The 23224-nt window shown below is 68.7% G+C and carries 26 protein-coding genes; 14 read left to right on the top strand and 12 right to left on the bottom strand.

What is annotated here, in order from left to right; genetic code table 11:
* Nucleotides 1-10 precede the first annotated feature (10 nt).
* The 6 genes from acuI (at nucleotide 11) to NS4_RS08605 (ending at nucleotide 6113) form a co-directional block, all read left to right on the top strand.
* Nucleotides 11-994, top strand: coding sequence for an acrylyl-CoA reductase (NADPH) (acuI, locus tag NS4_RS08630; protein ID WP_063058992.1), 984 nt, complete (start codon nucleotides 11-13; stop codon nucleotides 992-994).
* A gap of 12 nt (nucleotides 995-1006) precedes the next feature.
* Nucleotides 1007-2197, top strand: a complete 1191-nt coding sequence (locus tag NS4_RS08625; RefSeq protein ID WP_063058991.1) for a MaoC family dehydratase — start codon at nucleotides 1007-1009, stop codon at nucleotides 2195-2197.
* Between the two features lie 51 nt (nucleotides 2198-2248).
* A complete protein-coding gene (locus tag NS4_RS08620; protein WP_063058990.1) occupies nucleotides 2249-3961 on the top strand; it encodes a class I adenylate-forming enzyme family protein in 1713 nt (570 codons plus the stop codon).
* Nucleotides 3962-4451: 490 nt separating this feature from the next.
* Nucleotides 4452-4916 carry an ester cyclase gene (locus tag NS4_RS08615; RefSeq protein ID WP_063058989.1) on the top strand — a complete coding sequence of 155 codons (465 nt, stop codon included), beginning with the start codon at nucleotides 4452-4454 and terminating at the stop codon, nucleotides 4914-4916.
* A gap of 5 nt (nucleotides 4917-4921) precedes the next feature.
* Nucleotides 4922-5410: a DUF3237 domain-containing protein gene (locus NS4_RS08610; RefSeq protein ID WP_063058988.1), complete on the top strand. Its 489-nt coding sequence runs from the start codon at nucleotides 4922-4924 to the stop codon at nucleotides 5408-5410.
* Between the two features lie 34 nt (nucleotides 5411-5444).
* Nucleotides 5445-6113 (top strand): TetR/AcrR family transcriptional regulator, encoded by a 669-nt coding sequence (locus NS4_RS08605; RefSeq protein ID WP_063058987.1) that lies wholly within the window; start codon nucleotides 5445-5447, stop codon nucleotides 6111-6113.
* Here NS4_RS08605 and NS4_RS08600 read toward each other — a convergent pair.
* The 6 genes from NS4_RS08600 to NS4_RS08575 form a co-directional block, all read right to left on the bottom strand.
* Complete coding sequence (locus tag NS4_RS08600; RefSeq protein ID WP_063058986.1) at nucleotides 6077-7216, bottom strand: acyl-CoA dehydrogenase family protein; 1140 nt, start codon at nucleotides 7214-7216, stop codon at nucleotides 6077-6079. The genes NS4_RS08605 and NS4_RS08600 overlap by 37 nt on opposite strands.
* Nucleotides 7216-8412, bottom strand: coding sequence for an acyl-CoA dehydrogenase family protein (locus NS4_RS08595; protein ID WP_063059035.1), 1197 nt, complete (start codon nucleotides 8410-8412; stop codon nucleotides 7216-7218). Before NS4_RS08595 ends, NS4_RS08600 begins: the two co-directional genes overlap by 1 nt.
* A gap of 13 nt (nucleotides 8413-8425) precedes the next feature.
* Entirely contained in the window at nucleotides 8426-9205 is a 780-nt protein-coding gene (locus NS4_RS08590; RefSeq protein ID WP_063058985.1) for an enoyl-CoA hydratase/isomerase family protein, read from the bottom strand.
* Nucleotides 9206-9211: 6 nt separating this feature from the next.
* Nucleotides 9212-10153 (bottom strand): acyl-CoA dehydrogenase family protein, encoded by a 942-nt coding sequence (locus NS4_RS08585; RefSeq protein ID WP_063059034.1) that lies wholly within the window; start codon nucleotides 10151-10153, stop codon nucleotides 9212-9214.
* Between the two features lie 145 nt (nucleotides 10154-10298).
* The gene (locus NS4_RS08580) at nucleotides 10299-11531 is read right to left on the bottom strand and encodes an acyl-CoA dehydrogenase family protein (protein WP_084487030.1); all 1233 of its coding nucleotides are present in this window, start codon (nucleotides 11529-11531) and stop codon (nucleotides 10299-10301) included.
* 84 nt (nucleotides 11532-11615) lie between these two features.
* On the bottom strand, nucleotides 11616-12281 hold the full coding sequence (locus NS4_RS08575; protein ID WP_063058984.1) for a TetR/AcrR family transcriptional regulator: 666 nt from the start codon (nucleotides 12279-12281) through the stop codon (nucleotides 11616-11618).
* A gap of 36 nt (nucleotides 12282-12317) precedes the next feature.
* Between NS4_RS08575 and NS4_RS08570 the strand changes: the two genes are divergently transcribed.
* The 4 genes from NS4_RS08570 (at nucleotide 12318) to NS4_RS08555 (ending at nucleotide 16684) form a co-directional block, all read left to right on the top strand.
* Nucleotides 12318-13619, top strand: a complete 1302-nt coding sequence (locus NS4_RS08570; protein ID WP_063058983.1) for an acyl-CoA dehydrogenase family protein — start codon at nucleotides 12318-12320, stop codon at nucleotides 13617-13619.
* The gene (locus NS4_RS08565) at nucleotides 13616-14638 is read left to right on the top strand and encodes a phosphotransferase family protein (protein WP_063058982.1); all 1023 of its coding nucleotides are present in this window, start codon (nucleotides 13616-13618) and stop codon (nucleotides 14636-14638) included. The genes NS4_RS08570 and NS4_RS08565 overlap by 4 nt, the downstream gene beginning before the upstream one ends.
* 277 nt (nucleotides 14639-14915) lie before the next feature.
* A complete protein-coding gene (locus tag NS4_RS08560; protein ID WP_063058981.1) occupies nucleotides 14916-15710 on the top strand; it encodes an enoyl-CoA hydratase-related protein in 795 nt (264 codons plus the stop codon).
* 5 nt (nucleotides 15711-15715) lie between these two features.
* Nucleotides 15716-16684: an NADPH:quinone oxidoreductase family protein gene (locus tag NS4_RS08555; RefSeq protein WP_063059033.1), complete on the top strand. Its 969-nt coding sequence runs from the start codon at nucleotides 15716-15718 to the stop codon at nucleotides 16682-16684.
* 432 nt (nucleotides 16685-17116) lie between these two features.
* Here the strand turns inward: NS4_RS08555 and NS4_RS08550 are convergent, their stop codons facing one another.
* Together NS4_RS08550 and NS4_RS32095 are read right to left on the bottom strand one after the other, a co-directional pair.
* Nucleotides 17117-17590 (bottom strand): NUDIX hydrolase, encoded by a 474-nt coding sequence (locus NS4_RS08550; RefSeq protein WP_063058980.1) that lies wholly within the window; start codon nucleotides 17588-17590, stop codon nucleotides 17117-17119.
* 174 nt (nucleotides 17591-17764) lie between these two features.
* The gene (locus NS4_RS32095) at nucleotides 17765-17971 is read right to left on the bottom strand and encodes a hypothetical protein (RefSeq protein WP_063058979.1); all 207 of its coding nucleotides are present in this window, start codon (nucleotides 17969-17971) and stop codon (nucleotides 17765-17767) included.
* On the opposite strand from NS4_RS32095, the gene NS4_RS33295 reads away from it, so the two are divergent.
* Nucleotides 17900-18412: an SDR family NAD(P)-dependent oxidoreductase gene (locus NS4_RS33295; protein ID WP_245665190.1), complete on the top strand. Its 513-nt coding sequence runs from the start codon at nucleotides 17900-17902 to the stop codon at nucleotides 18410-18412. The genes NS4_RS32095 and NS4_RS33295 overlap by 72 nt on opposite strands.
* Before the next feature lie 55 nt (nucleotides 18413-18467).
* Nucleotides 18468-18845, top strand: coding sequence for a VOC family protein (locus NS4_RS08535; RefSeq protein WP_063058977.1), 378 nt, complete (start codon nucleotides 18468-18470; stop codon nucleotides 18843-18845).
* 251 nt (nucleotides 18846-19096) lie between these two features.
* Here NS4_RS08535 and NS4_RS08530 read toward each other — a convergent pair whose 3' ends face one another.
* Nucleotides 19097-19444, bottom strand: a complete 348-nt coding sequence (locus NS4_RS08530) for a DoxX family protein (protein WP_063058976.1) — start codon at nucleotides 19442-19444, stop codon at nucleotides 19097-19099.
* 133 nt (nucleotides 19445-19577) lie between these two features.
* On the opposite strand from NS4_RS08530, the gene NS4_RS08525 reads away from it, so the two are divergent.
* Both NS4_RS08525 and NS4_RS08520 read left to right on the top strand, forming a co-directional pair.
* Entirely contained in the window at nucleotides 19578-20465 is an 888-nt protein-coding gene (locus NS4_RS08525) for a LysR family transcriptional regulator (protein WP_063058975.1), read from the top strand.
* A 240-nt stretch (nucleotides 20466-20705) separates the two neighbouring features.
* Nucleotides 20706-20960 carry a tetratricopeptide repeat protein gene (locus tag NS4_RS08520; RefSeq protein ID WP_063058974.1) on the top strand — a complete coding sequence of 85 codons (255 nt, stop codon included), beginning with the start codon at nucleotides 20706-20708 and terminating at the stop codon, nucleotides 20958-20960.
* A gap of 209 nt (nucleotides 20961-21169) precedes the next feature.
* Here the strand turns inward: NS4_RS08520 and NS4_RS08515 are convergent, their stop codons facing one another.
* From NS4_RS08515 to NS4_RS08505, 3 genes are all read right to left on the bottom strand, one after another.
* Nucleotides 21170-21457: a hypothetical protein gene (locus NS4_RS08515; RefSeq protein ID WP_063058973.1), complete on the bottom strand. Its 288-nt coding sequence runs from the start codon at nucleotides 21455-21457 to the stop codon at nucleotides 21170-21172.
* 16 nt (nucleotides 21458-21473) lie between these two features.
* Complete coding sequence (locus tag NS4_RS08510) at nucleotides 21474-22958, bottom strand: ADP-ribosyltransferase (RefSeq protein ID WP_063058972.1); 1485 nt, start codon at nucleotides 22956-22958, stop codon at nucleotides 21474-21476.
* Nucleotides 22955-23224: WXG100 family type VII secretion target (locus NS4_RS08505; protein ID WP_063058971.1), on the bottom strand; the 270-nt coding region annotated here is incomplete at its 5' end. The genes NS4_RS08505 and NS4_RS08510, both read right to left, overlap by 4 nt.

Below are 23224 nucleotides of genomic sequence, written 5' to 3'. Positions count from 1 at the left end.
CACATCACCGATGTTCTCCGCAGTTCTCATCGACAAGGGTGAATCGGGTACGAAGACCGAACTCACCAGCGTGGACGAGGCCCGGTTGCCCGAAGGCGATGTCGAGATCGAGGTGGCCTGGTCCACGCTCAACTACAAGGACGCACTCGCGATCACCGGCGCCTCCCCCGTGGTGCGCAAGTTCCCGATGATCCCGGGCATCGATCTGGCGGGCACCGTCACCGGCAGCAGCCACGCCCGCTGGTCTCCCGGCGACAAGGTGGTCCTCAACGGCTGGGGTGTCGGTGAGACCCACTGGGGCGGCCTCGCCCAGCGGGCGCGGCTCGACGGCGACTGGCTGATCCCTCTGCCCGCCGAATTCACCGAGCGACAGGCCATGGCCATCGGTACCGCCGGCTACACCGCGGCCCTCTGTGTCGATGCCCTGCTGGCCCACGGGCTCACCCCCGACCGCGGCGAGGTGCTGGTGACCGGCGCGACCGGCGGCGTGGGCAGTGTGGCGATCGCGTTGCTCACCAAGGCCGGTTTCGCGGTGGCCGCCGCGACCGGCAAATCCGGCGAACACGCCTATCTGAAGCAACTCGGGGCGACCACGGTCGTGGATCGCGCCGAATTCGCCGACAAGGGCAAACCGCTGCAGAAGGAACGCTGGGCCGGGGTCGTGGACACCGCCGGCAGCCACAACCTGGCCAATGCCTGCGCGCAGACCCGCTACGGCGGCGCGGTCGCGGCCTGCGGCCTGGCCCAGGGCATGGATTTCCCGGCGTCGGTGGCCCCCTTCATCCTGCGCGGCGTCTCGCTGCTGGGTGTGGACAGTGTGATGGCGCCGCGGCCGAAACGGCTCGACGCCTGGGCCCGGCTCGCCCGGGATCTGGATCCGGCCGTACTCGATTCGATCGCCCGCGAGATCACCCTGGGTGAGACCGTCGCGGCGGCGAACGATTTCCTCGCGGGCACCGTCCGCGGCCGGATAGTCGTCGATGTGAACCGCTGAGCAGGAGTTCTCGTGAGCAAGAAACCGGACGCCACAGTCGAACTGGACCTCAGCGATGTCGACCACCGGGTCGGGAAGCCGATCGGTGGCGGCCAGCTGTGGGATCCGTGCAGTACCTCCGATATCCGCCGCTGGGTGATGGCGATGGACTACCCGAACCCGCTGCACTGGGATCAGGAGTTCTCCCGGGCGTCCCGGTACGGCGGGCTGGTGGCGCCGCAGTCGATCGCGGTGGCGCTGGACTACGGGCACGGCGCGGCGCCGGCCTGCGTGGGCCGTATCCCCGACAGCCACCTCATCTTCGGTGGCGAGGAATGGTGGTTCTACGGCTGCCCGGTGCGGCCGGGTGACCAGCTGTTCCAGGAACGCCGTTTCCACGACTACAAGGTGGTCCAGACGAAATTCGCCGGGCCCACCATGTTCTCGCGCGGCGACACCGTCCACCGCAACCAGCACGGCACCCTCGTCGCCAAGGAGCGTTCGACCGCGATCCGCTATCTCGCCGAGGAGGCGAACAAGCGCGGTATGTACGAGAACCAGCTCGGGGCGATCAAGAAGTGGACGGCCGCCGAACTCGCCGAGGTGGACGCGCTGCGCACCGAATGGCTGATGTCCAACCGGCTCGGTGTGTCTCCGCGTTTCGACGAGGTGAAGGTCGGCGACGCACTGCCGCGGCGGGTGATCGGCCCGCACAGTATCGCCAGCTTCACCACCGAGTACCGCGCCTTCCTGTTCAATATCTGGGGCACCTTCCGCTGGACCGCGCCCGCGGGGATCGACGATCCCTGGGTCTACCAGGACCCGGGCTGGACAGAGGGTTTCGGCTTCGACGAAGAAGGCGCCAAGATCGACCCGCGCCTGCGCGACGGCCTCTACGTCGGGCCCTCGCGCGGTCATATCGACGCCGAGAAAGCCGGTGACGTGGGTATGGCCCGGGCCTACGGCTACGGGGCGACCATGGGCGCCTGGTGTACCGACTACCTGGCCTACTGGGCCGGTAACGACGGGCTGGTCCGGCATACGAAGGCCGATTTCCGCCTGCCCGCCTTCGAGGGCGATGTCACCTATTTCGAGGGCGAGATCGTCGACAAGCTCCCGGAATCGAGCTGGGGCGTACCGCTGGTCCAGGTGAAGCTGAAACTCACCAACCAGGACGGCGGTGTCCTGGTCGACTGCACCGCCGAAGTCGAACTGCCGCGATAAGAGCGGTTCCCGCGCCGCGCGCGCCAGCACTGTCAGAGAGGACCACCGGCGATGAGCACCGGGCCCCAGCACACCCCCGACCGGGCGGCGGCGATCGTCGCGGGCCCGCCGCTGACCGAGGAACCGGGGCTCGGGACGCTCACGCTCCCCGGATTCCTGCGCGAGGTCACCGAACAGTACGCCTCCCGTACCGCACTCATCTCCCCTGCCGACGGTATCGAGTGGACCTATGCCGACCTGTGGGCGCGGGCCCACGAGGTGGCGCGGGCGCTGCGCGCGTGCGGGGTCGGCAAGGACAGCCGGGTCGGCGTACTCATGACCAACCGTGCCGAATGGCCGGCCGCCGTCTTCGGCGCCTCGCTGGCCGGCGGGGTGGCGGTCGCGCTCAGCACCTTCTCCACGGCGCCCGAACTGGACCATCTGCTCCGGGTTTCCGGAGTGTCGGTGCTCCTCTTCGAACGCAGCGTGGCAAAAACGGATTTCGGTGGCCTCCTCACCGAGCTCGAACCGGGGCTCGCCACTGCCGCCCCCGGCGCGGTCGCCTCCGCGGCGTACCCCTTCCTGCGTTACCTCGCGGTGGTCGGCGACCCGGTACCGGGTGGAGCAGTGGAGAGCTGGGACGCCTTCCTGGCCCGCGGCGCCGAGACCGACCCGGCGCTGATCGAGGCCACCGCGGCGACAGTGCAACCCAGCGATACCGCGGTCCTCTTCTTCTCCTCCGGCACCACCAGCAAACCGAAGGGTATCCGCAGCGCACATCGCGGTGTCACCCTGCAGATGTGGCGCTTCCGGCGGATGTTCGGATTCGGCCCCGACGACGAGGTGCGCTGCTGGACCGCGAACGGTTTCTTCTGGTCCGGCAATTTCGCCCAGGCGCTGGGCGCGACGCTCGCCGCCGGCGGCACCCTGATCCTGCAATCGCTGTTCGACGCCGCCGCGACCCTCGACCTCATCCGGACACAGCGGGTGAATTTCCCGGTGGCCTGGCCGCACCAGCACGCCCAGCTCCAGGGCGCACCCAACTGGGAGACAGCGGATCTGAGCAGTCTGAAGTTCGTGGACCGCGACCTGGCGCTGGCCACCCACCCCACCGTGGATACCGACTGGACCGAACCCGGCCACGCCTACGGCAATACCGAAACCTTCACCATCACCACCTGTTTCCCGGCCTACACGCCGGAGGAGACCATCGCCGGAAGCAGCGGGGTACCGTTGCCGGGGGTCACCGTGAAGATCGCCGACCCGCTCACCGGCGCGGCGCTGCGCCGGGGCGAGCACGGCGAGATCTGCGTCAAGGGACCGACCCTGATGCTCGGATACCTCGGGACCCCGTTGGACGAGACCCTCGACGACGCCGGCTACTTCCACACCGGCGACGGCGGTTACCTCGACGATAAGGGCCGCCTGTACTGGGAGGGGCGGCTCACCGACATCATCAAGACCGGCGGCGCGAATGTCTCCCCGCTCGAGGTCGACGAGGAGCTCGACCGGTATCCGGGCGTGAAGATCGGCCGGACGGTCGGCGTCCCGCACGAGACGCTCGGTGAGATGGTGGTCGCCTGCGTGGTCCCCCATACCGGCCGGACCCTCGACACCGGCGCGATCCGCGATCATCTCCGTGCCCGGTTGGCCGGCTACAAGGTGCCGCGCGAGATCCTGTTCTTCACCGAGGAGGATCTCGCGCTGACCGGGAGCGCCAAGATCAAATCGAGCGATCTGCGCCGTTTGGCGGCCCAGCGGCTCGCCGCCGCGGAGTCACCGTAGCCCGCGGAGCCGCGAGGTCTCGTCGACGCACGCCGACACCCGGACAGCCGTTCCGGCAGGGCGCACCCGAGCCCACGGCCCTGTCGGCGCGGGAACGACATACAGCGTGACCCGAGAGCCGGTACAGCCGAGATCGGCCGCGGGGACGCCGGACGGCGGCACAAGTAACTCCGTAGCCGGCCGGCCGCGGCACAGCAGCCGCACGGGGCCACTACAACCCGGCCACCACACCCGGTACCGCTACTCACGACCGGCCGGCACCCCGTCGGCGCCCGCTGTCGCGACGGACTCTTTCTCGTCGGTCTCATGTGGAGGCGCAGATACCGAACCGTTGCGTTCGTCGGCAGGTACGCCACCGGACAGGTCGTGAATTGCCTCTGTCCGTGGACGTAACCGGGCGCTCCGCCCATCCCTTGTTTTTACATACGGCCGTATGTATGTTTTTAGCACCGGGACCTGCCCGGCGTCTACCACGACCGGAGGATGCACGATGGACGGTCACCGCATGTTCGAACTGGCCCGGTCACTGGCCGCCGCCAAGAGCGCCCGGGATCTGCCCGCCGCACTGCGTCTCCTCCACCCGGATATGCGGTTGGAAACCCCGGCGTTCGGGACGACCGCGCACGGGCTCGCGGACAACGAGCGGGCACTGCGGCGTTTCTTCGCGACCTTTCCCGACTATCAGGTCGAACTGGACGGGCACGCGGACGACGGTGAGACCTTGATCTGCTGGGGCACCGCGAGAATGACCATGACCGGCGACCGGTTCGGTGCCGAACCGAACGGCCGGCGTGCCGCGATACCGGTGTTCATCGGCTTCACCTTCGCCGACGATCTGATCGCGAGCGAACGTTTCGTCTTCGATCTGGCCGAACTGTGCGCGCAGTCGGGCGTATCCACGGATACGGTGCGGGCCCGGCTGTTCGGGCAGCCGAGCGCGGCGGCCGAGCGGTGACGACGATGGACGCGCGTGTGCGGCCGATCGCGGCGGTCGGTACCGCGCCGCTGTTCGATATGGTCGTGGACCTGAATCCACGTCTGGATTTCGGGACCGGCGGGCCACTCGGCCGCCGAGTTCTGTACGGGGCGGCGGGCGGTTCGTTCGAAGGACCCCGGTTACGCGGCGAGGTGGTGGCCGGCGGCGGCGACTGGGCGCTGTACCGTCCCGACGGCACCATGCTGCTCGATGTCCGGCTGACCCTGCGCGTCGACGAGGAGCTGGTGTACATGACCTACCGGGGTCGCTGGGTGATCCCGGCCGACGTCCGCGCCGAGATGGCCGATCCCGCCACGCGATTCCGGGTCGATCCGCCCCGCTACTATTTCCGCACCGCCCCGCTGTTCGAGACCGGATCGGCGCGGCTGTCCTTTCTCAACGACATCGTCGCGGTCGGGTCCGGCTACCCGGTCGACGGCGGGGTCGCCTACCACGTCGAGCAGGTGCTGTGACGCCCGCGACGCATGCGGTGGCGAGGTACCGGCGATGACCGGCGGCAGCGCGGATCCGCGGCCCGGTGGTGAGCGCGACGGCGACCGCCGCCGGGAGCGAGGGACACGGTCGCGGCGAATCGTCACCCGGCGCGCCGTCGACATCGCCTCCCTCGACGGCCTGGACGGGCTCAGCTTCGGCCGGCTCGCCGACGACCTCGAGCTCAGCAAAGCGGGTATCCAGACCCTGTTCCGCACCAAGGAGGCCCTGCAATTGGCCACCGTGGCGACGGCGGGCGAGGTGTTCGCCGAAGCGGTCGTGGTCCCGGCCGGTGCCGCGTCGGCGGGCGCCCCCCGATTGCGCGCGCTCATAGACCGGTGGATCGACTACGCCGCACAACCGCTGTTCCCCGGCGGATGTTTCTGGGGCGCGAATCTCCCGGTGTTCGACAGCCGTCCCGGGCCGGTCCGCGACGCGCTGCGGCAACAACGCCGTGGTTGGCTGCACACGCTCGCGCGGGAGTTCGACCTCGCCGCCGCCAGGCGGGGCCGCGGCACCGGTGACACGGATCTGGCGGTCTTCCAGATCGACGCCGTACTCAACGCGGCCAATATCGCCCTGCGCCTCGAGGAGCCGAGCAGCGTCGAGAAGGTACACCGGGTGGTCGACGAGCTGCTCGGCCCCGGTCACTCCCCCGCCGGGACGGACAGCTCCCCGCGATAGCGGTCGGCGAGGGCGCGGCGGTGATCGGCCGGGGTACCGAACAGCACGCGGTCGAGCGTGGCACGTTTGAGATAGCGGTGGATGCCGCTCTCCCAGGTGTAGCCGATACCGCCGTGCAACTGCACGGCCTTTCCGGCGATCCGGACCCCGGCTTCACCGGCGAAGGCCTTCGCCGCCGAGACGGCCCGGCGCGCGGGCGCGGTACCGTCCATCGGGACGGCCAGGGCCTCCGACACCAGCCGGCGCGCGACGGTGAGGTCCACGAGCATATCGGCGCAGGCGTGTTTGACCGCCTGGAAGGAGCCGATCGGCCGGCCGAATTGTTCCCGCACGCGGACGTATTCGACCGTCGCCTCCAGCATGGCCGCACCGACTCCCAGACTGTCGCAGGCCACCGCCAGCGCGGCGCGGTCGTAGAGCGCGCGCGGCCCACAGCCGATATCGGCGCGGAAGGGCCGGACCGCCTCCGGCGCGAGGACGACGCCCTGGGCCGTCACGCGGCCCAGCGACCGGGTCTCGTCCACCACCGGCCGCTCCTCGATACGCACACCGGGCGCACCGGGCTCGACGACGGCCACCCACACGGCGCCGTCGGGCGCCTGTGCGGGAATCAGCAGGGTGGTCGCCGCCGGAGCATCGGGCACGAAATCCGCGTTTCCGGAAATTTCCGTTCCCGCGGTGGTTTGGGTGAGCCGGAAGGTGGGTACTATGCCTCCGGTGCCGGCACAAGCCGTTTCGCCGCCGGCCGCCGGCACCATATTTCCCCCCAGCACCGCAATGGGTATCGCGGTGCCGGAGACGGTTTCGCGCAGCACCGCGTCCCGGTGGGCATTCGGCTCGAGCAGGGCCAGGGCGCCGATACCCGCCGCGGCCACACTCGGATACGCGGTGCGCGCCACCGCCCGGCCCACCTCCTCCAGCAGGATGCCGACTTCGACGAGGCCGGCCCCGGCTCCCCCGTGCTCCTCCGCCACCTCCAGACCCGGCCAACCGGCCCGCACGAGCACCGGCCAGTCGATCCGGCCCGCGGCGCCACTCTTGCCGAGCAGTTCCCGGGCCACGCTGCGAAGTTCCCCATGAAATTCGGTGAATTCGCCGCTCATCACGCTCCCGCCGGTTCCCTGGGCAGGCCCAGACCGCGTTCGCCGATGATGGTGCGCTGGATCTCGCTGCTGCCGCCCGGCACCGTCCATTCCCACGAGCCGACGAAATCCAGCACCCAGGCCCCGGATTCCCAGCCGCCCGACATGGGCTTGCGCAGCACGGTCTGCCCCGGCAGGCCACAGATCTCCGCCCCGAAATCGGTCATCCGCTGGAGGAGTTCGCTGTAATACAGCTTGACCACGGAGGCGTCGGCCGGGCCGACGGTGCCCGCGTCGTGGCGTTCGACGAGATCCCGGCACAGGGCACGCAGTCCGGTCAGCTCGATCTCGAGCCGGGCCAGCCGATCGGCGATATCCCCGTCGTCGACCGGCCGCCGTCCGAGAGCATCGGGGGTGCGGCATTCCCGTACCAGCCAACCGAACCCGGCATTACCCAGCCGCTCCGCGAGTTCCAGCATGGTCAGGCCGCGTTCGGCGCCCAGCGTCTGCTGGGCCAGCTGCCAGCCCCGGTTCTCGGCGCCGAGCAGATTCGCGGCCGGTATCCGCACCTCGTCCAGGAAGATCTCGCAGAAATGCGATTCGCCGGTGGCCTGACGGATCGGCCGCACCGTTATCCCGGGCGTACGCATATCCATCAGGAAGTACGAGATCCCCCGGCGTTTGGGTGCGCCGGGGTCGGTCCGCGCCAGCAGCAGGCACCAGTCGGCGTACTGGGCGCCGCTGGCCCACACCTTCTGCCCGGTCACTACATAGTCGTCACCGTCGCGCCGGGCGGCCGTGCGCAGCGCGGCCAGATCCGACCCCGCATTCGGTTCCGAGAACCCCTGCACCCACAGTTCCCCGTCGAGAATCGCGGACAGATGGCGCTGCCGCTGTTCGGCGGTACCGCCGGCGAGCAGGGTGGCCGCGGCGTGATGGATCGCCACGAACGCCAGCACCAGCCGCGGCGCGTCGTGCGCCGCGAGTTCCTGGTAGAGCACGATCTGCTGCGGGATCGGCATACCGCCGCCGTATTCCCGGGGCCAGTGCGGCACCGCGTACCCCGCGGCGCGTAACCGCTGGAACCACTCCCGCTGGAACGCCACGAACTCCGCGTCGGTGGCACCGGTCTGGGTGGCCCGCCACCGGGTGGGGATATTCGCCCGGCACCACTGCCGCACGGTGTCCCGGAAGGCCGCGAGATCGCTGTCTGTCACGGTCACCTCCGCGTCATCGCCGCGCCCGCCCGCGCAGGGCCGCGAGTCGCGCCCGGTGGTCGGCCGACTGCATGGTCACCACCTCGGCGGCGAAACCGGCCTGCAGCGGCCCCGCCAGCGCCTGCGAAAGGTACATGTTCACCACCCGTTTGGTACTGCTGAGCGCCTGCTGCGGCAATCCGGCCAACCGCTCGGCCAGTGCCCGGGCCGCGGCCGGTAACTCCTCCCCCGGTACCGTCCGGCTGGCCAGTCCGAGATCCACCGCGGTGGCCGCGTCGATCCGGTCGCCGGTGTAGAGGTACTCGCGGGATCGCAGAATCGGGGTGAGCAGCGGCCAGAGGGCCGCGCCACCGTCACCGGCCACAAGTCCCACGGCGATATGCGGATCGGCCAGATGGGCGCGTTCGGAGATCAGGACGATATCGCACAGAATCGCGATACTCGCGCCCAGACCCACGGCCGGGCCGTTCACCGCCGCGATCACCGGTAACGGGAAGCGCAGCAACTCCTCGATGATCTCCGCGCCCTCGCGGATGCTCTCGTCCCGGGCCACCGGGTCGTCCACGAACGAGCTGATCCAGTCCAGATCACCGCCCGCGCTGAAGGCTCGACCGGCACCCGTGAGGATCACCACCCGGGCCTCGGTGTCGGCGGCCAGCTGCCGCCAGACCTGCGCCAGCCCCCGGTGCAGGTCGGCGTTCACGGCGTTGAGTTCCGCCGGCCGATCGATGGTGACGATGCGCACCGGGCCCTCTCCGGTCACGGTGAGCACATCGGGCAGGTCGTATCGCACGGTTCCTCACACTCCCGCCGGATCGGAGAACAGACCTGCCAGACCGTGCCGGCCGATACGGCCGGCCAGCAGTTGTTCGGTGGTCACCGCGCCGAACGGGAACCGGCGCAGCGGCAGGCTGTACCGGGACAGCCACGACAGCGAGGTCTCGTCACAGAATCCGACCGCACCGTGCAACTGGTGCGCGGTCCGGAACACGATATCGGCGGCCTCCAGCGCCGCCAGCCGCAATGCCAGCGCGTCGTCGACCGCTTCGGGGCGGCCGGTCTGGATACTCCACAGCGCGTACCGGGCCAGCAGGTCGACTCCCCGCCGCTCGACCTCGGCATCGGTGAGCTGGAACTGCACCCCTTGGAACTGGGCCAGCGGCCGCCCGAACTGTTCCCGGATCGACACATGGGTGCGGGCGAGCTCCAGGGCCCGGTCCAGCATCCCCAGCAGCGTCCAGCACGGAAGGGTCAGTGCGAGCGCGAGATCCGCGCTGCCGTCACCGACGAGCGGCCGGATCTCGAGCGGGGCGACGAACGCCGAGCCCCGGACCGAACCGCCGGGCACCGGTCGTGCGGACCCCCGTGCGCCGCTGGGCGTCACGGTCACCCAGCGCAGATCCAGCCCCGCGACCGGTCCCGCGGGCTCCGCGCCCGCGACCACGAGCAGACCGTCGTGGTCCGGGTCGTCCGGCCGCGCCAGCCGTTCCGCCACGGGGTAGGGCGTGGCCCAATATCCGGCGCCACGGCACAGCGCGGCCGCCGCCTCCAATTCGACGGGATCCCGTCGCGGGGCCAGTTCCCAGGCACCGAGGCCGGTGAGCACCGGCTCGACCACCCGCTGCCGGTCGCGCGGGTCCTGTTCGGCCCGCCGCACCAACTCGTCCCCGCCCGCCGCGCCCAGCGCGCGCACCACTTCGCGACCGAACTCGGCGGCCTCGGCGGCGAGTTCGATCCGCACCTCGTGGGCGGCGCCGGCCGACCCGTTCGACGTACTCACACAGTCCTCCTCCGCCGACCGCGACAACCCCTGCGGTTGTGCGCCGCCACCACGGATTCCGGCCCACACACCGGGCGGCTCTCCGCCGCCGCGGTTTCCCCCTCGGTCACGACCCGACCCGTCCGGCGTGCCGATGCTTGCTCCGCACCGCTGCGGCCGCGGATTCCACCGCCGGTCGCTCCCGCCCCGACCCGGGAGCCGCCAGCAGTTCGCGGGCGAGCAGAATCCGTTGCACCTCGATACTTCCGGACGCGACGGTCGCGGCATTCGCATAGCGCCAGTGGTCGTGGACGGCCCGCCGGAACCGGCGGCGCGTCGCCGAATCGCCGGGCACCGCCGCCGCGAGTTCCACCAGCACCTCGGCGCTCTCCTGATCGAGCCGGGTCACCGCGATCCGGTAGGCGGCGGCGTCCCCGGGCGCGACCGTGCCCGAACTCTGCAGCGACAGTACCTGGTACGCGAGCAGCCGCGCGCGGCGGCACCGGGTGAGCATGCGCGCCCAGCGCCCCCGCAGAGCTTCCGGGATCTCGTCCCAGCTCTCGCCCAGAACCTCGGGTGCGGCGTGCAGCAGCCGATCGCAGCGGGCGTAGCGGGCAATGCCGACGCGTTCGAATGCCAGCACCTCCTGTACCACCGACCAGCCGTGGTCCACCTCGCCGAGCACATCGGCCTCGGTGGCCCGGACACCGTCGAAGAAGACTTCGTTGAGATGGTGCGGACCCAGCATGGAGGCGATGGGCCGGACAGTGATGCCCGGATCGGTCATGGGCAGCAGGAAGACGGTGAGTCCCTGCTGTTTGCGCCCGGCGTTCGAGGTGCGCGCGAGCAGGAAGCACCACTGGGCCATGGAGGCGTAGGAGGTCCAGATCTTCTGCCCGGAGATGGTCCACCCGGCGCCGTCGCGGCGGGCGGTGGTGCGCAGCGACGCCAGGTCCGAACCTGCCTCGGGTTCGCTGAAGCCCTGACACCAGACGACCTCGCCGCGCGCGATCGGCGGCAGGTGTCTGCGCTGCTGTTCCGGGGTGCCGTGGCGCATGATGGTCGGCCCCACCCAGTTGACGCCCATGTACTGCGCACCGCGTGGTTCGTGCTGCGCCCACATCTCTTCGCGGACCACGGTCTGCTCCCAGATCGAGGCGCCGCGGCCGCCGAATTCCTCGGGCCAGGCCGGACAGAGCAGACCGCGTTCGGCCAGGGTCGCGCAGAAACGCTGGGCGACGGCGAGGTCCGCGGGATCGTCGGTGAAGGCGCCGAGATAGTCGGCGGGGACCTCGTCGGTGATCAACCGGCGTAGCTCGCCGCGGAGCTTCGTGGCGGTCGCACCCATCGTGAAGTCCATGGGCGTACCCTACGGCAATCCTAATAAGGATTGCAATGTTTGCTGGTTTGGCCGATGTCCGTTCCACTCGGGACCGGCCCGGCCTCATGGCGGCGAGCCGGACGTCCGGGCGGCCGCCGCGGCGGCAGCCAGACAGAAGTCGCCCAGCCGCGCGACCTCGGCCGGGGTGGGCTCGGTATCCGACCACAGGTACTCCGACAACTTCCCGACGGTCGCGTAGGCGACCAGCCCGGCCACGAATTCCGGTTCGGCCACGCCCAGTTCGGCGAACGGCGCATGGAGCAGTACCGCGAGCCGTCGCGGCGCCGAGCCGGCCTGCCCGGTCACCAGGTCCACCCCGAGCGCACCGGTATGACACAGCACGGCCCGCGTATCGGCGGCGAGGGCCGGCTCGGCCTGAGCCAGGATGGCCGCCACCCAGCCGCGGACCCGGGCCCGCGGCCGGGACTCCTTGGACATCCGGTGCGCGACATATTCCGCCAGCCGTTCCGCCCCATCGGCGAGCACCGCCGCCATCAGTGCGTCCTTGGACGGGAAGTGCCGGTAAAACGCGTCGTTGGACAACCCGGCGGCGGCGACGATATCGGCCACCCGGGGACGCGCGCCCGCCCCGCACCGCCGCACCTGATCCAGTGCGGCATCCAGCAGCCGGCGGATCTCGCCGGCGTATTCGGCCTCCCGCTCGGCCACCGCCTTCCGCGCGATCCGGCCGACCAGATCCGACTCTGGAAGAATTGCATTCTTCTTCATAAGAAGTATATTCTCACCGCAGGAGAGGAGGCGCAAATGGCATGGGATTTCGAGACCGAACCCGACTTCCAGGCGAAGCTCGACTGGGCCGATGCGTTCGTACGAGACGAGGTCGAACCACTGGATCTCCTCTGGCCGCACGAGCAGTTCGTGCCCCTGGAGGGCGCCCGGCGGGCGGCTGTCGATCCGCTCAAACAGCGGGTCCGCAACCAGGGACTGTGGGCGACCCACCTCGGCCCGGACCTGGGCGGGCAGGGTTACGGCCAGCTCGAGCTGGCGCTGCTGAACGAGATCCTGGGCCGCAGTTCCTGGGCTCCGATCGTCTTCGGCTGCCAGGCGCCCGATACCGGCAATGCCGAGATCATCGCGCACTACGGCACCGCGGCTCAGAAGGAGCGGTATCTGCGGCCGCTGCTCGACGGTGAACTCTTCTCCTGCTATTCGATGACCGAACCGCAGGCCGGGGCCGACCCCACACTCTTCCGCACCCGCGCCGTACGCGACGGGGACGACTGGGCGATCAGCGGCCGGAAGTTCTTCTCCTCCAACGCCCGCACCGCCGCATTCCTGATCGTGATGGCGGTGACGGACCCGGAAGTGAGCCCCTACCAGGGCATGTCGATGTTCCTGGTGCCCGCCGACACCCCGGGGATCCGCATCGAACGCAATATCGGCCTGGCCGGTGAACCGCTGAACGACGGCTCACACGCGCTGATCCACTACGACGATGTCCGCGTACCCGCCGAGGCCCTGCTCGGCGAGGCCGGGCAGGCGTTCGTGATCGCGCAGACCCGGCTCGGCGGCGGCCGTATCCATCACGCCATGCGCACCATCGGGCTCGCGCAGAAGGCCCTGGACATGATGTGCGAACGCGCGCTGAGCCGGGAAACCGCCGGCAGCCGGCTCGCCGACAAACAGTTCGTGCAGGGCTATATCGCCGATTCCTACGCCCAACTGAAACAGTTCCGGCTGCTGGTGCTGTACACGGCCTGGGAAATCGACAAATACAACGACTACAAGAAGGTCCGCAAGGATATCGCCGCGGTGAAGGTCGTGATGCCGACCGTGCTGCACGATATCGCCTGGCGGGCCATGCAGGTACACGGCGCGCTGGGCACCACCAACGAGCTGCCCTTCTTCACGATGATCCACGGCGCCGGTGTGATGGGTCTGGCCGACGGACCGACCGAGGTGCACAAGATGACCGTCGCCAAACAGGTCCTGCGCGATCACCGGCCCAGCGCCGATCAGTGGCCCACGGAATGGATACCGCGCAAGCTCGAGGCGGCGCGGGCCAAATACGCCGATTACCTGGAAAACGAGATAGGCAACCAATGATCGACTTCGCGCCGCTGGCGCAGTGGATGGACTACGCCGGGTTACCGGGCAAGGGCGAACCGCTGGAGACCCGGTTCCTGTCGGGCGGAACCCAGAACGAGATCTACGAGATCACCCGCGGCGAACACCGCAGTGTGCTGCGGATACCACCGGCCGGGGCACCGGCCGACCGCGACAACGGCATCCTGCGGGAGTGGCGGATCATCGAGGCGCTGGACGGTACCGACGTTCCGCACACCCACGCCGTGGCCGTCTGCACCGACCCGTCGGTCCTCGGCCGCACGTTCTACTTGATGGGATTTGTGGACGGCTGGTCGCCGATGGAACATCGCCGGGTCTGGCCGGCCCCGTTCGACACCGACCTCACCGCCCGCGCCGGCCTGGCCTATCAGCTCGCCGAGGGCATCGCGTTGCTGTCCCGGGTGGATTGGCGGGCGCGGGGTCTGCACGATCTGGGGCGGCCGGACGGATTCCACGAACGTCAGGTCGCCCGATGGACCGGCTTCTTCGAGCGGATCAAGGGCCGTGACCTCGAGGGGATGGACACCGCCACCCGCTGGCTGCGTGAGCACCGGCCCCTGGACTACATTCCCGGTCTGATGCACGGCGATTACCAGTTCGCCAATGTCATGTATCGGGCGGGCGGGCCGGCCCGCCTGGCCGCCATCGTCGACTGGGAGATGGGTACCGTCGGCGACCCGAAGCTGGATCTGGCCTGGATGGTACAGAGCTGGCCGGCGGACACCTCGGCTCCCGACGCGGCCGAATCGGGTTACGTGGATATGCGCGGAATGCCCTCCCGCGACCAGGTGGTGGCGCATTACGCACAGGTATCGGGCCGGCAGGTCGACGATCTCGACTACTACCTGGTGCTGGCCAAATGGAAGCTCGCGATCGTCCTGGAACAGGGCTTCCAGCGCGCGGGCGACGATGTGAAACTGCAATCATTCGGCCCGATCGTGCCCGAACTCATGCGCTCGGCCGCCGAACTCACCGAGACGACGGAGTACAGGTCATGAACGAGTCGGGCCCGGACGCGGTAGCGGAACGTAACCACGGAAGGCCCTCGGTCGTGACCGATCGACACAGCATGAACGAGTCGGGCCGGGAGACGGCAGCGAAGCGTAACCACGGAGGGCCGCGGTCATGACGGATCGACACGTCATGAACGAATCAGGCCCGGAGGCGGCAGCGCAGCGTAACCACGGAGGGCCTTCGGTCATGACCGATGGACACGTCATGAACGAATCAGGCCCGGAGGCGGCAGCGCCGCGTAACCACGGAGGGCCTTCGGTCATGACCGATGGACACAGCACGAGCGATGAAGAATTCCTGGTGGAGCTCCGCGGTCCGGTCACCGTGCTCACCCTCAACCGCCCGCGGGCGCGCAATGCGCTCAACGGCAACCTGATCGCCGGTATCGGCGCCACCGTGCTGGCGGCCGAACAGGATTCCGGCACCCGGGCACTGGTCCTCACCGCCGCCGGAGACCGCGCCTTCTGCTCGGGAATGGACCTGCGCGCCTTCTCCGGCGGTGAGGACGTCGGGTTCGGCGATACCCCGGAGAACCGGGCCTTTCAGCGCCTCACCCGCGGGGCCGTCGAGGTTCCCGTGGTCGGGGCCGCCAACGGCACCGCGGTCGGCGGCGGATTGGAACTGCTGCTCGGCTGCGATCTCATCGTCGCCGCCGACACCGCGAAATTCGGCCTGCCCGAGGTGCAGCGCGGACTCTTCCCGGGCGGTGGCGGCACCTATATCGCCGAGCGCCTTCCGCTCGGGATCGCATTGCAGTGGACGCTCACCGGCGAATTGTTCAGCGCCGCCCGCGGTTATGAGATCGGCCTGATCAATGCCGTGGTGCCGGCCGGTGACGTGCTCGACACCGCCCTCGGTTTCGCGGACCGGATCGCCGCGAACGGACCGCTGGGGGTCGCCGCCTGCAAGGAACTGGTGCGCCTGTCGGTCACCGACCCCGAGAAGGCGGCGCACCGGCTGCGGCACTGGCAGGGTGTGGTCTTCGCCAGCGAGGACGCCAAGGAGGGCGCGACGGCGTTCATGGAGAAACGCGCTCCGGTGTGGCAGGGCAGGTGACCACGGTGCGGGCAGTGGTCTGCCCCGAGTACGGGTCGCCGGAGGTACTGCGGATCGAACGGCGGCCCCTCCCCCGGCCCGGCCCCGGGCAGGTGCGGATACGGGTGCGCGCGGCCGCGGCGAATTTCCCCGATGTTCTGCTGATCGCCGGGCGGTACCAGGTCACCGTGCCGCCGCCCTTCGTCCCGGGTAGCGAATTCGCGGGCCACATCACCGAGCTCGGCCCGGACTGCCCGGGGTTCGCGATCGGGGACCGTGTGTCCGGTACCGGCCTGTACGGCGCCTTCGCCGAGGAGATCGTCGTCCCGGCCACGAATCTTGCGCCGATCCCGCCGGGCGTGGACGACCGGACCGCCGCCGCGTTCGGGGTCGCCTATCGCACCGCGTACCACGCGCTGCGGTCGGTGGCCCGGGTGCGCGCGGGTGACACCGTGGTCGTACTCGGTGCCGGGGGCGGGGTGGGATTGGCGGCGGTACAGCTGGCCGACGCGCTCGGCATCGAGGTGGTGGCGGTCACGTCTTCGCCCGAGAAGCTCGCCGCCGCGGAGTCCTACGGGGCGAAGTACCTGATCGGCCATCGGGAGACCGATGTGCGGGCAGCCCTGCGCGCGGCGGTCCCCGAGGGCGCCACCGCAGTCCTGGACCCCGTCGGCGGTGACCTGTCCGAACCGGCCCTGCGCGCGCTGGGCCGCGGCGGTCGCTTCGTCACTATCGGCTACGCCTCCGGAACGGTCCCGCGAATCCCGCTGAATCTGGTGCTGGTCAAAGGAGTGCGGATCATCGGCTTCCAGTTCCGCGATATCGAGCCCGACGAGTTCGAGCGCAACGAGCGGGAACTGGCGGGGCTCCTCGCCGACGGCCGGGTCGCACCGCATATCGGCGCGACCTTCCCGCTCGCCGATAGCGCCCGTGCCCTCGAACAGGTCGCCGCGGGCCGGGCTATCGGCAAGGTGGTCATCGATGTGACAGCCTGATCGTCCCCACGACGCCGAGGCCGATGTTTCCCGGTCGCCCATCGGGACACCGGCGTCGTCGCGGAACTCGTGTCCTGCCCGTATCGACGGATCTGTGCGCGCTCACTGCCGCGTCGTCGAGCATCGCACCGGCGCGAAAGTCCCTGCTCCGGTCGATCGGGAGCCGCTCACTTCGGGTTCTCGATCCCGTCCTGCCGCGGAGCCGTGGTCGCCGGTTCGTCCCGCAGCACTATCGACCGATGACCTCGAGGTCGCCGCGGTGCGCCGAACCGCGGTCACGGCAACCGTTCCGACCGTGCCCATCATCGAGAACTCGCACCCGCGCACGCCGGCGCCAGCGCGGCCGGTGTTGCTTCGAACCATCGGCCTCGGCACCGGCGCGCACGAAACGGATGCTGCGGCCCCGACCTCGTACAGCGGTGAGGATCCGCGTCAGTGCCGCACCGATCCGGTCACCGGTACGGGAGCCACATGGCCGGTCGCCGGACGGGTGCGGAACAGCGCGAGGCCGATATCCACCAGCGATGACCGAGGCAGGGATACGACCTCGCCCATCGGAGTCCACGTCGGGTCGACGGTTCGACCGTCCGGCTCCGGCCGGAGCCGCCCGCCGGCGATGCGGACCTGATAGAAAATGCCGACATTCTGATGATCGGGTCCACCGGGGACCGCCCGTTCGGCAGCGGGTATCACCCTGGAGTCCACGCCCAGCAGCCGCTCGACCGCGGCCGCGCAACCGGTTTCCTCGGCGAACTCCCGGGCCACCGTATCGAACGGATCCTCTGTGTGCTCAACCCTGCCACCAGGCAGGGTCCAAGTCGTGTCACCCGCCGGCGATACGTGGCGGACGAGCAGCACCCGCTCGCCGTCGACACACACGGCATACGCCGCCAACCGGAAACTCACCACACACCTCCGCCCGGAGCCCCTCGTCGCTCATAAGAACATCACGCAACTGTCCGGTAATCCGGTGTGACACGGCAGCGACCCGTATCCGTCGCTCGTCGAGCTCGGGCGCGGTCGGCGGGAGGTTCCGGCGAACAGAGATCACCCTTGCGGCCATCCTCCGGCCACGGGATTTCAGGCGGCCGGGTTGGTCGAGAAGTCGACCTGACGCCGGGCGTTGGACAGTGTGGTCACCACGCAGGTGCCGACGGAGCCGGTGCGGTCGTACAGGGCGGCGGCGCCGATGGAGATCCCGGCCGAGGCGATGACATTGTCCGCGCGCAGACCGAGTTCGTAGCCGATCGGGAGCAGACCGCCGCAGAGATCGGTGCCACCGCCCATGTTCTCGATGTCACCGACGAGAGCGGCTTCCGTGCCTTACTGGCCGCCGCGGAAGCAGACGGTCCGATCGACATGCTGGTCAACAATGCCGGCGTCCAGTTCATGGGCGGTTGCGCCGACCAGGATCTGGCCGCGATGCAGCGGGAGCTCGCGGTGAACCTCGGCGCCGTGCTCACCGGCGACGCTGTGATCCGGCTCCTCACCACCGACGGCGGGCGCCGGGCGAGGTCGTCGCCGGGGACCACTGTCGGCAATCGCCACCGCGGGTATCACTGCGGGGCCGGTCGGCGAGGTCGCGCCGACTTCGAATTGCGGACATTCTCTGGCCTATGCGCGATTACGGTCGAAAGCATGACGACGAGGCCGATTCGGACGCAGGAGGCCCGGCACGGACGCGGTACCGCGCCGAACTCCGATACTCGCGCGATATTCGCCGATTGATGTCCTGCCGAACAGGGCGCACGCCCGAAAGAGAGTTCTACGATGGAGGCCCCGGATGCTCGATCATCTCGCGGTTCAATGTGCTGATATCGCGGCCAGTGCCGCCTTCTACGATCGAATACTCGCCCCCTTGGGAGGGACCCGGGTGATCGACTTCGACGAAGTCATCGGCTACGGGAGTACGAACCCACCCCAACCCTCCTTCTGGCTGGGACCGCTGCCTGCCGGAGCCGGGTTCCGTGAATCGCATATCGCTTTCACCGCACCGAGCCGAGCGGCGGTACGCGCCTTCTTCCACGCGGCGGTGGACACCGGCGCGGAAGTTCTGCACCGGCCCCGCCTGTGGCCGGAGTACCACCCCGCGTACTACGGCGCGTTCGTGCGAGACCCCGACGGCAACAACGTCGAAGCCGTGTGCCGGCAGGCGGTTTAGCAGCCGGCGGAACGCCGCCAGGTACCGGTGCCTGGCGGCGTTCCGCGTTCCCGGCAGCCGGGCGGGGGGCAGACGGCCGGGCACCGCGGCCCCACGGCACGGGCTCGCCGTAGCACTCGCCGAAATCGGTCCGATGTGGCGTTGCCGCGGGTGAGGGCGCTTGCCGCCGAGTGTCGTGAAGGGTGGAGAAACCGCGGGTCCCGGCCGATCAGGGCAGCCACCGTCGGCGACAGCGCAATCTCTTTCTGCTCTTATTCGGCCAGTTGCAGCGTCAGTGTCGCCGCGGCCGGTGCGAGGTACAACAGTGGGAACACGGTGGTCTTGTAGGAGTGTGCCCGCACCGTGGTGGCCGCGGCGCCGAGGAAGTAGAGGATCAGTCCCACCGCGGCCGCTACTCCGATCGCGGGGATGGCCAGACCCACCACCAATCCGAGGGCGCCGGCGGACTTGGCCACAGCCAGCCAGTTCCACCACGACCGCGGGACACCGTACTGCTGGAGTGGCTCGACGACGAACTGCTGCTTGGCGAACAGCGAGTATCCCGAGAAGCCGATCCACAGCGCGGTGACGACAGCGACGATGTGGTAGGCGGTGTTCATCGAAGTTCGATCCCTTCCCTGGCAATGCTCATGTAGATGATGCTGTTGATCAGTGTCATTGCTGTGAAGGCATCGAAAAAGGAGCGTTCCCGCACGACACTGTTAACGTGAGGCTTCACAATGTGGAGGACGGGTGGAGCTACGGGATATCGAGATCTTCCTGACGCTGGCGCAGGAGTTGCACTTCGGCCGTACCGCCGAACGGCTGCATATCACCCCCGCTCGGGTGAGTCAGGCGATCAAGCAGCAAGAACGACGCATCGGCACCACCCTGTTCGAACGCACCACGCGTAAGGTCCGCCTGACCCCTGCTGGACAGCGGCTCTACCGTGAACTCGACGCCGGCTACCGCCAAATCGTGAACGGGATCGACGCAGTGTCGGCCACCGCCCGCGGTTCCGGCGCAACCCTGACATTGGGCACCATGGGACCGCAGGGCTGGATGGTCGACAAGCTCGTCGAGCAGTTCCGCACCCGCTTCCCGGACACCCTCGTCGACCACCGTGACATCAACCCGGTCGCTCCGTTCGCCCTGCTTCGCTCGGGCGAGATCGACGTGGCGCATCTGTGGCTGCCCATCCACGAACCCGACCTCACCATCGGACCCGTCACCCATACCTCGCCGGTTCTGCTGATGCTGGCAGCATCCCACCCGTACGCCGACCGCGTGTCGGTCTGTTCGGAGGACTACGGCGACCTCACCTTCGTCACCCCGACGTCGCCGGTCCCCGTGGCGATGGAAGCAGCGTTCCAGCCGTTCCGTACCCCTTCCGGTCGCCCGATCACGCGTGGCCCGACGGTCTCCAGCTGGGACGACCAGGTCAAGGCGGTCGTCTCCGGCCAGGCCGTCCTCGCCGTCCCGGCCGAGGCAGCCCGCTTCTACCCCTGGCCCAACCTCGTCTACCTCCCGGTGCTCGATGCCCCACCAGTCCGATGGGCCTTCGCATGGCAGACCTCGAAAGAGTCCTCACTGATTCGCGCGTTCGCCCGAACCGTCCGCGACCACGGGACCCTCTCCTGAACCCGAGCCGACGTGCGACATAGCCGATGACGCGGCCTGTGCCCGGGCGGCGTGTGTTTCGTCGGACTCCTCCCAGCAGGTCCACCCACGGATCGCCGACATCGCAATGTTCCCCCCTGCGGCTCGGTGGTGAGCCGGTGGCATTGCTCGGCGCACCTGATTCGACGGCGAATCACGAACAGCTTCTTCCTATCGCCCTGTTCGTCAGAGGTATTCGGCGCTGACTCGATAGAGTGCCGAATGGGCGGTGGCGATCATCCCCGCTTCGTCGACCGGGGCGACGACGGGGGGCAGACCGGCTGCCTCGCTGGGCGATTCTCCGAGGCGATCTCGCTGTTCGAAACGACCCTCACCGACCGTGAGCGAGTTCTGGGCCTCGGCCATCCAGGCACCCTGACCACTCGAAACAACCTCGCCTACGACTACGAGTCCGCTGGCCGGGCGGCTGAGGCACTCGCGCTGTTCGAGCAGAACCTCACCGAGGCCGAACAGTAACTCGACTCAGACCACCCGTACATCTCGATCTACCGGGGCAATCTCTTACGGCTGCGGTGTCGACAAACTCGTTAGAACCAACTCGTCTATCTGGGGTACGCCCTAAGCGGACGGGCGATGGCTTCCGCATGGCCGGCCCTCCTTCGGTCAAGCCTCTGGTGCTCCGGCCCCGGTGTAGCGGGCGAAAGCATCGGCCCGCGTCGCCGGGGTCACCGCTTGAACTGCTTCCGCAGCACCTCGGGGTAGTCGGGGGGCAGTTCCTTGCGCATGTGGTCGGGGTAGCCGGCGGCCTCGGGGTCGTATTCGGTGCCCACCAGATCATCGGAGAACCGGCCGCCGAATGGCACAGGGGCGGGCGCGTCGGGGTTGCGGGTCTTCTCCCATGCGTCGAATTTGGCGTTTGCTTCGGCGATCTCTTCCGGGGTCAGCACGCGGCGCCCCGCGGCGCGCGCCTCTTCAGGGGTCAAGAACGTCTTTCCTGCGATGTGTTCGGGCATCTGTGTCTCCTTGCTCCTACGGCTCGATCAGGCGGATGAACCACCGATTCTTCACCGGATCGAAAGTCTTCTCTGTGCAGATGAACGGTGTCTCGGATGGAAACAGCACTTCCATCTCTTGCGGCTCCTTCGAGTACGCCGAGACGTCTTTGCCGGTCTTGGACAAGACCTGAAATTCGACCTCCGCACCATTCTCGAACATCGGAGAGGCGCCGTTGGGGTTGCGGCTGGTCGAAAAAAACCCGTCTTCGATGACGGTGTGATTCGGGACGTACTTGTCGAGCACTTCCGGAGGGAGGTTGGTGTGGCGGACCACGGGCCCCTCGTAGTTTGGCAGCTTGCCCAGCGCCTCGTCGAGGGCCTTGACACGACTGTTGATATAGGGGTCATCCGGCGCAAGCGGGTTGCGCAGGTAGGCGTTCATGAACTGATACGCCTGGCCACTGTATGAGTTGATGGCGATATGGTCGTCTTCGGTGAGCGCATTGGTGACGGTGCTGGTCGGCTTGGTCGGGGTGGTCGCTGGTTTCCGTGCTGCCAGCTCGGCCAGCGTCGGCTGGTGTTTGGCGGGGGCGTTGGTGGGCTTGACCCCTTTGGTGATCTTCGCGTTCTTGAACATGACCACCAGCGAGCGGATCGGCCCGGCGAACTTCTTGACCGCGGCCGCGCCGCGGGCGGTGGCCAGCGCCGCCCCGAAACCGGCTGTGATCACCGAGAGTCCGATACCGATCAGGACCTCTTTGCCGATCTCGATACCGAGCGCGATGAGCTGATCTTTCAGCTTGTTGCGCAGCTCTTCGAGGGAAACCATGTGATCGTTGACCGCGATACCGAGTTCGCCGATCAGGCCCACCACCTCTACGGTGGCGGTCGCCATTTTGCGCAGGTCTTCATCGATGTATTGCGCTTCCGGCGTGGTCACGGCGGCGAACATGTCGGCAATGCGGTTCAGCTCGGCACTGAAATTCGCCACTGCCTGGTCGGCGGCCATCTCCGACCAGATCCGGCCGGCGTTGGCGAGTTTGCCGGTATTGCCGTCGGGAATGATCACCCCGACTTCGTCTAGCAGATCGACCGCGCCGGAAAGACCCTCTACGACCAGACCCTCACCCGGGCCACCGGCAGAGGGCAGTTCGGGCCGACACGTGATGCTGAGCCAATCGGGCATCTTCGGGTACTGCGGTAGCGGGGCGGTGTTGTTGACCACCGACGCCCAGTCGGCCAGCGCGTGATTGTGGCCCATTTCACCGATCAGCCGGCAATAGCTCCACGCCGCCTCCCACAGCATTCGGGAGGTTTTGATGGCCTCACCGGCTCGGGCGTCGTAGTCGGCGGCCCAGGTTTTGGCGTCATCGTAGGAGCCGGCCATCTGTTCGCAGTCGGCCAGCGCCGACCACCGATCATCGACCGCGTGGGCGAACGCCATAGAGGCTGTGGTGAGCGCCGTAGCGGCGTCGTAGTAGACCTGCGGGTCTACATCGATCGTGGCGGTATCGGTCACTGCGCACCGGGGGCCGGGCCGCGACCCAGCATCGCCACATTGGTCTGTGCCGCGCTGGTGTAGTTCGTGTGCGCGGTACGGGCGGCCTCCTGCATCCGCAGAAGACCGTCCTTCATATCCTGCACGCCGGTAAGCCAGTCGGCGTGCGCGTCGTCGTAGGCGGTGGCCGCCTCACCGGACCAGCCCTGCCGCAGCACACCCACCCGCTTCTCGATCTGATCGAGACAGTCCTCCAGAAACCCGATGAGGTTGCCGAGCCGGTCACC

Source organism: Nocardia sienata NBRC 100364 (assembly GCF_001613205.1).
Taxonomy (GTDB): Bacteria; Actinomycetota; Actinomycetes; order Mycobacteriales; family Mycobacteriaceae; genus Nocardia; species Nocardia sienata.
This window is presented reverse-complemented; position numbering and strand designations above follow the sequence as displayed.

Bases quoted from the DNA above. Each gene is read 5' to 3' on its own strand.
- NS4_RS08605 (WP_063058987.1), top strand. From the start codon at position 5,445: ATGACCGGCGGCAGCGCGGATCCGCGGCCCGGTGGTGAGCGCGACGGC.
- NS4_RS08600 (WP_063058986.1), bottom strand. From the start codon at position 7,216: ATGAGCGGCGAATTCACCGAATTTCATGGGGAACTTCGCAGCGTGGCC.
- NS4_RS08535 (WP_063058977.1), top strand. From the start codon at position 18,468: ATGCTCGATCATCTCGCGGTTCAATGTGCTGATATCGCGGCCAGTGCC.
- NS4_RS08530 (WP_063058976.1), bottom strand. From the start codon at position 19,444: ATGAACACCGCCTACCACATCGTCGCTGTCGTCACCGCGCTGTGGATC.
- NS4_RS08515 (WP_063058973.1), bottom strand. From the start codon at position 21,457: ATGCCCGAACACATCGCAGGAAAGACGTTCTTGACCCCTGAAGAGGCG.
- NS4_RS08620 (WP_063058990.1), top strand. From the start codon at position 2,249: ATGAGCACCGGGCCCCAGCACACCCCCGACCGGGCGGCGGCGATCGTC.
- NS4_RS08520 (WP_063058974.1), top strand. From the start codon at position 20,706: ATGGGCGGTGGCGATCATCCCCGCTTCGTCGACCGGGGCGACGACGGG.
- NS4_RS08575 (WP_063058984.1), bottom strand. From the start codon at position 12,281: ATGAAGAAGAATGCAATTCTTCCAGAGTCGGATCTGGTCGGCCGGATC.
- NS4_RS08580 (WP_084487030.1), bottom strand. From the start codon at position 11,531: ATGGACTTCACGATGGGTGCGACCGCCACGAAGCTCCGCGGCGAGCTA.
- NS4_RS08565 (WP_063058982.1), top strand. From the start codon at position 13,616: ATGATCGACTTCGCGCCGCTGGCGCAGTGGATGGACTACGCCGGGTTA.
- NS4_RS08570 (WP_063058983.1), top strand. From the start codon at position 12,318: ATGGCATGGGATTTCGAGACCGAACCCGACTTCCAGGCGAAGCTCGAC.
- acuI (WP_063058992.1), top strand. From the start codon at position 11: ATGTTCTCCGCAGTTCTCATCGACAAGGGTGAATCGGGTACGAAGACC.
- NS4_RS08610 (WP_063058988.1), top strand. From the start codon at position 4,922: ATGGACGCGCGTGTGCGGCCGATCGCGGCGGTCGGTACCGCGCCGCTG.
- NS4_RS32095 (WP_063058979.1), bottom strand. From the start codon at position 17,971: ATGGGCGGTGGCACCGATCTCTGCGGCGGTCTGCTCCCGATCGGCTAC.
- NS4_RS08615 (WP_063058989.1), top strand. From the start codon at position 4,452: ATGGACGGTCACCGCATGTTCGAACTGGCCCGGTCACTGGCCGCCGCC.
- NS4_RS08560 (WP_063058981.1), top strand. From the start codon at position 14,916: ATGACCGATGGACACAGCACGAGCGATGAAGAATTCCTGGTGGAGCTC.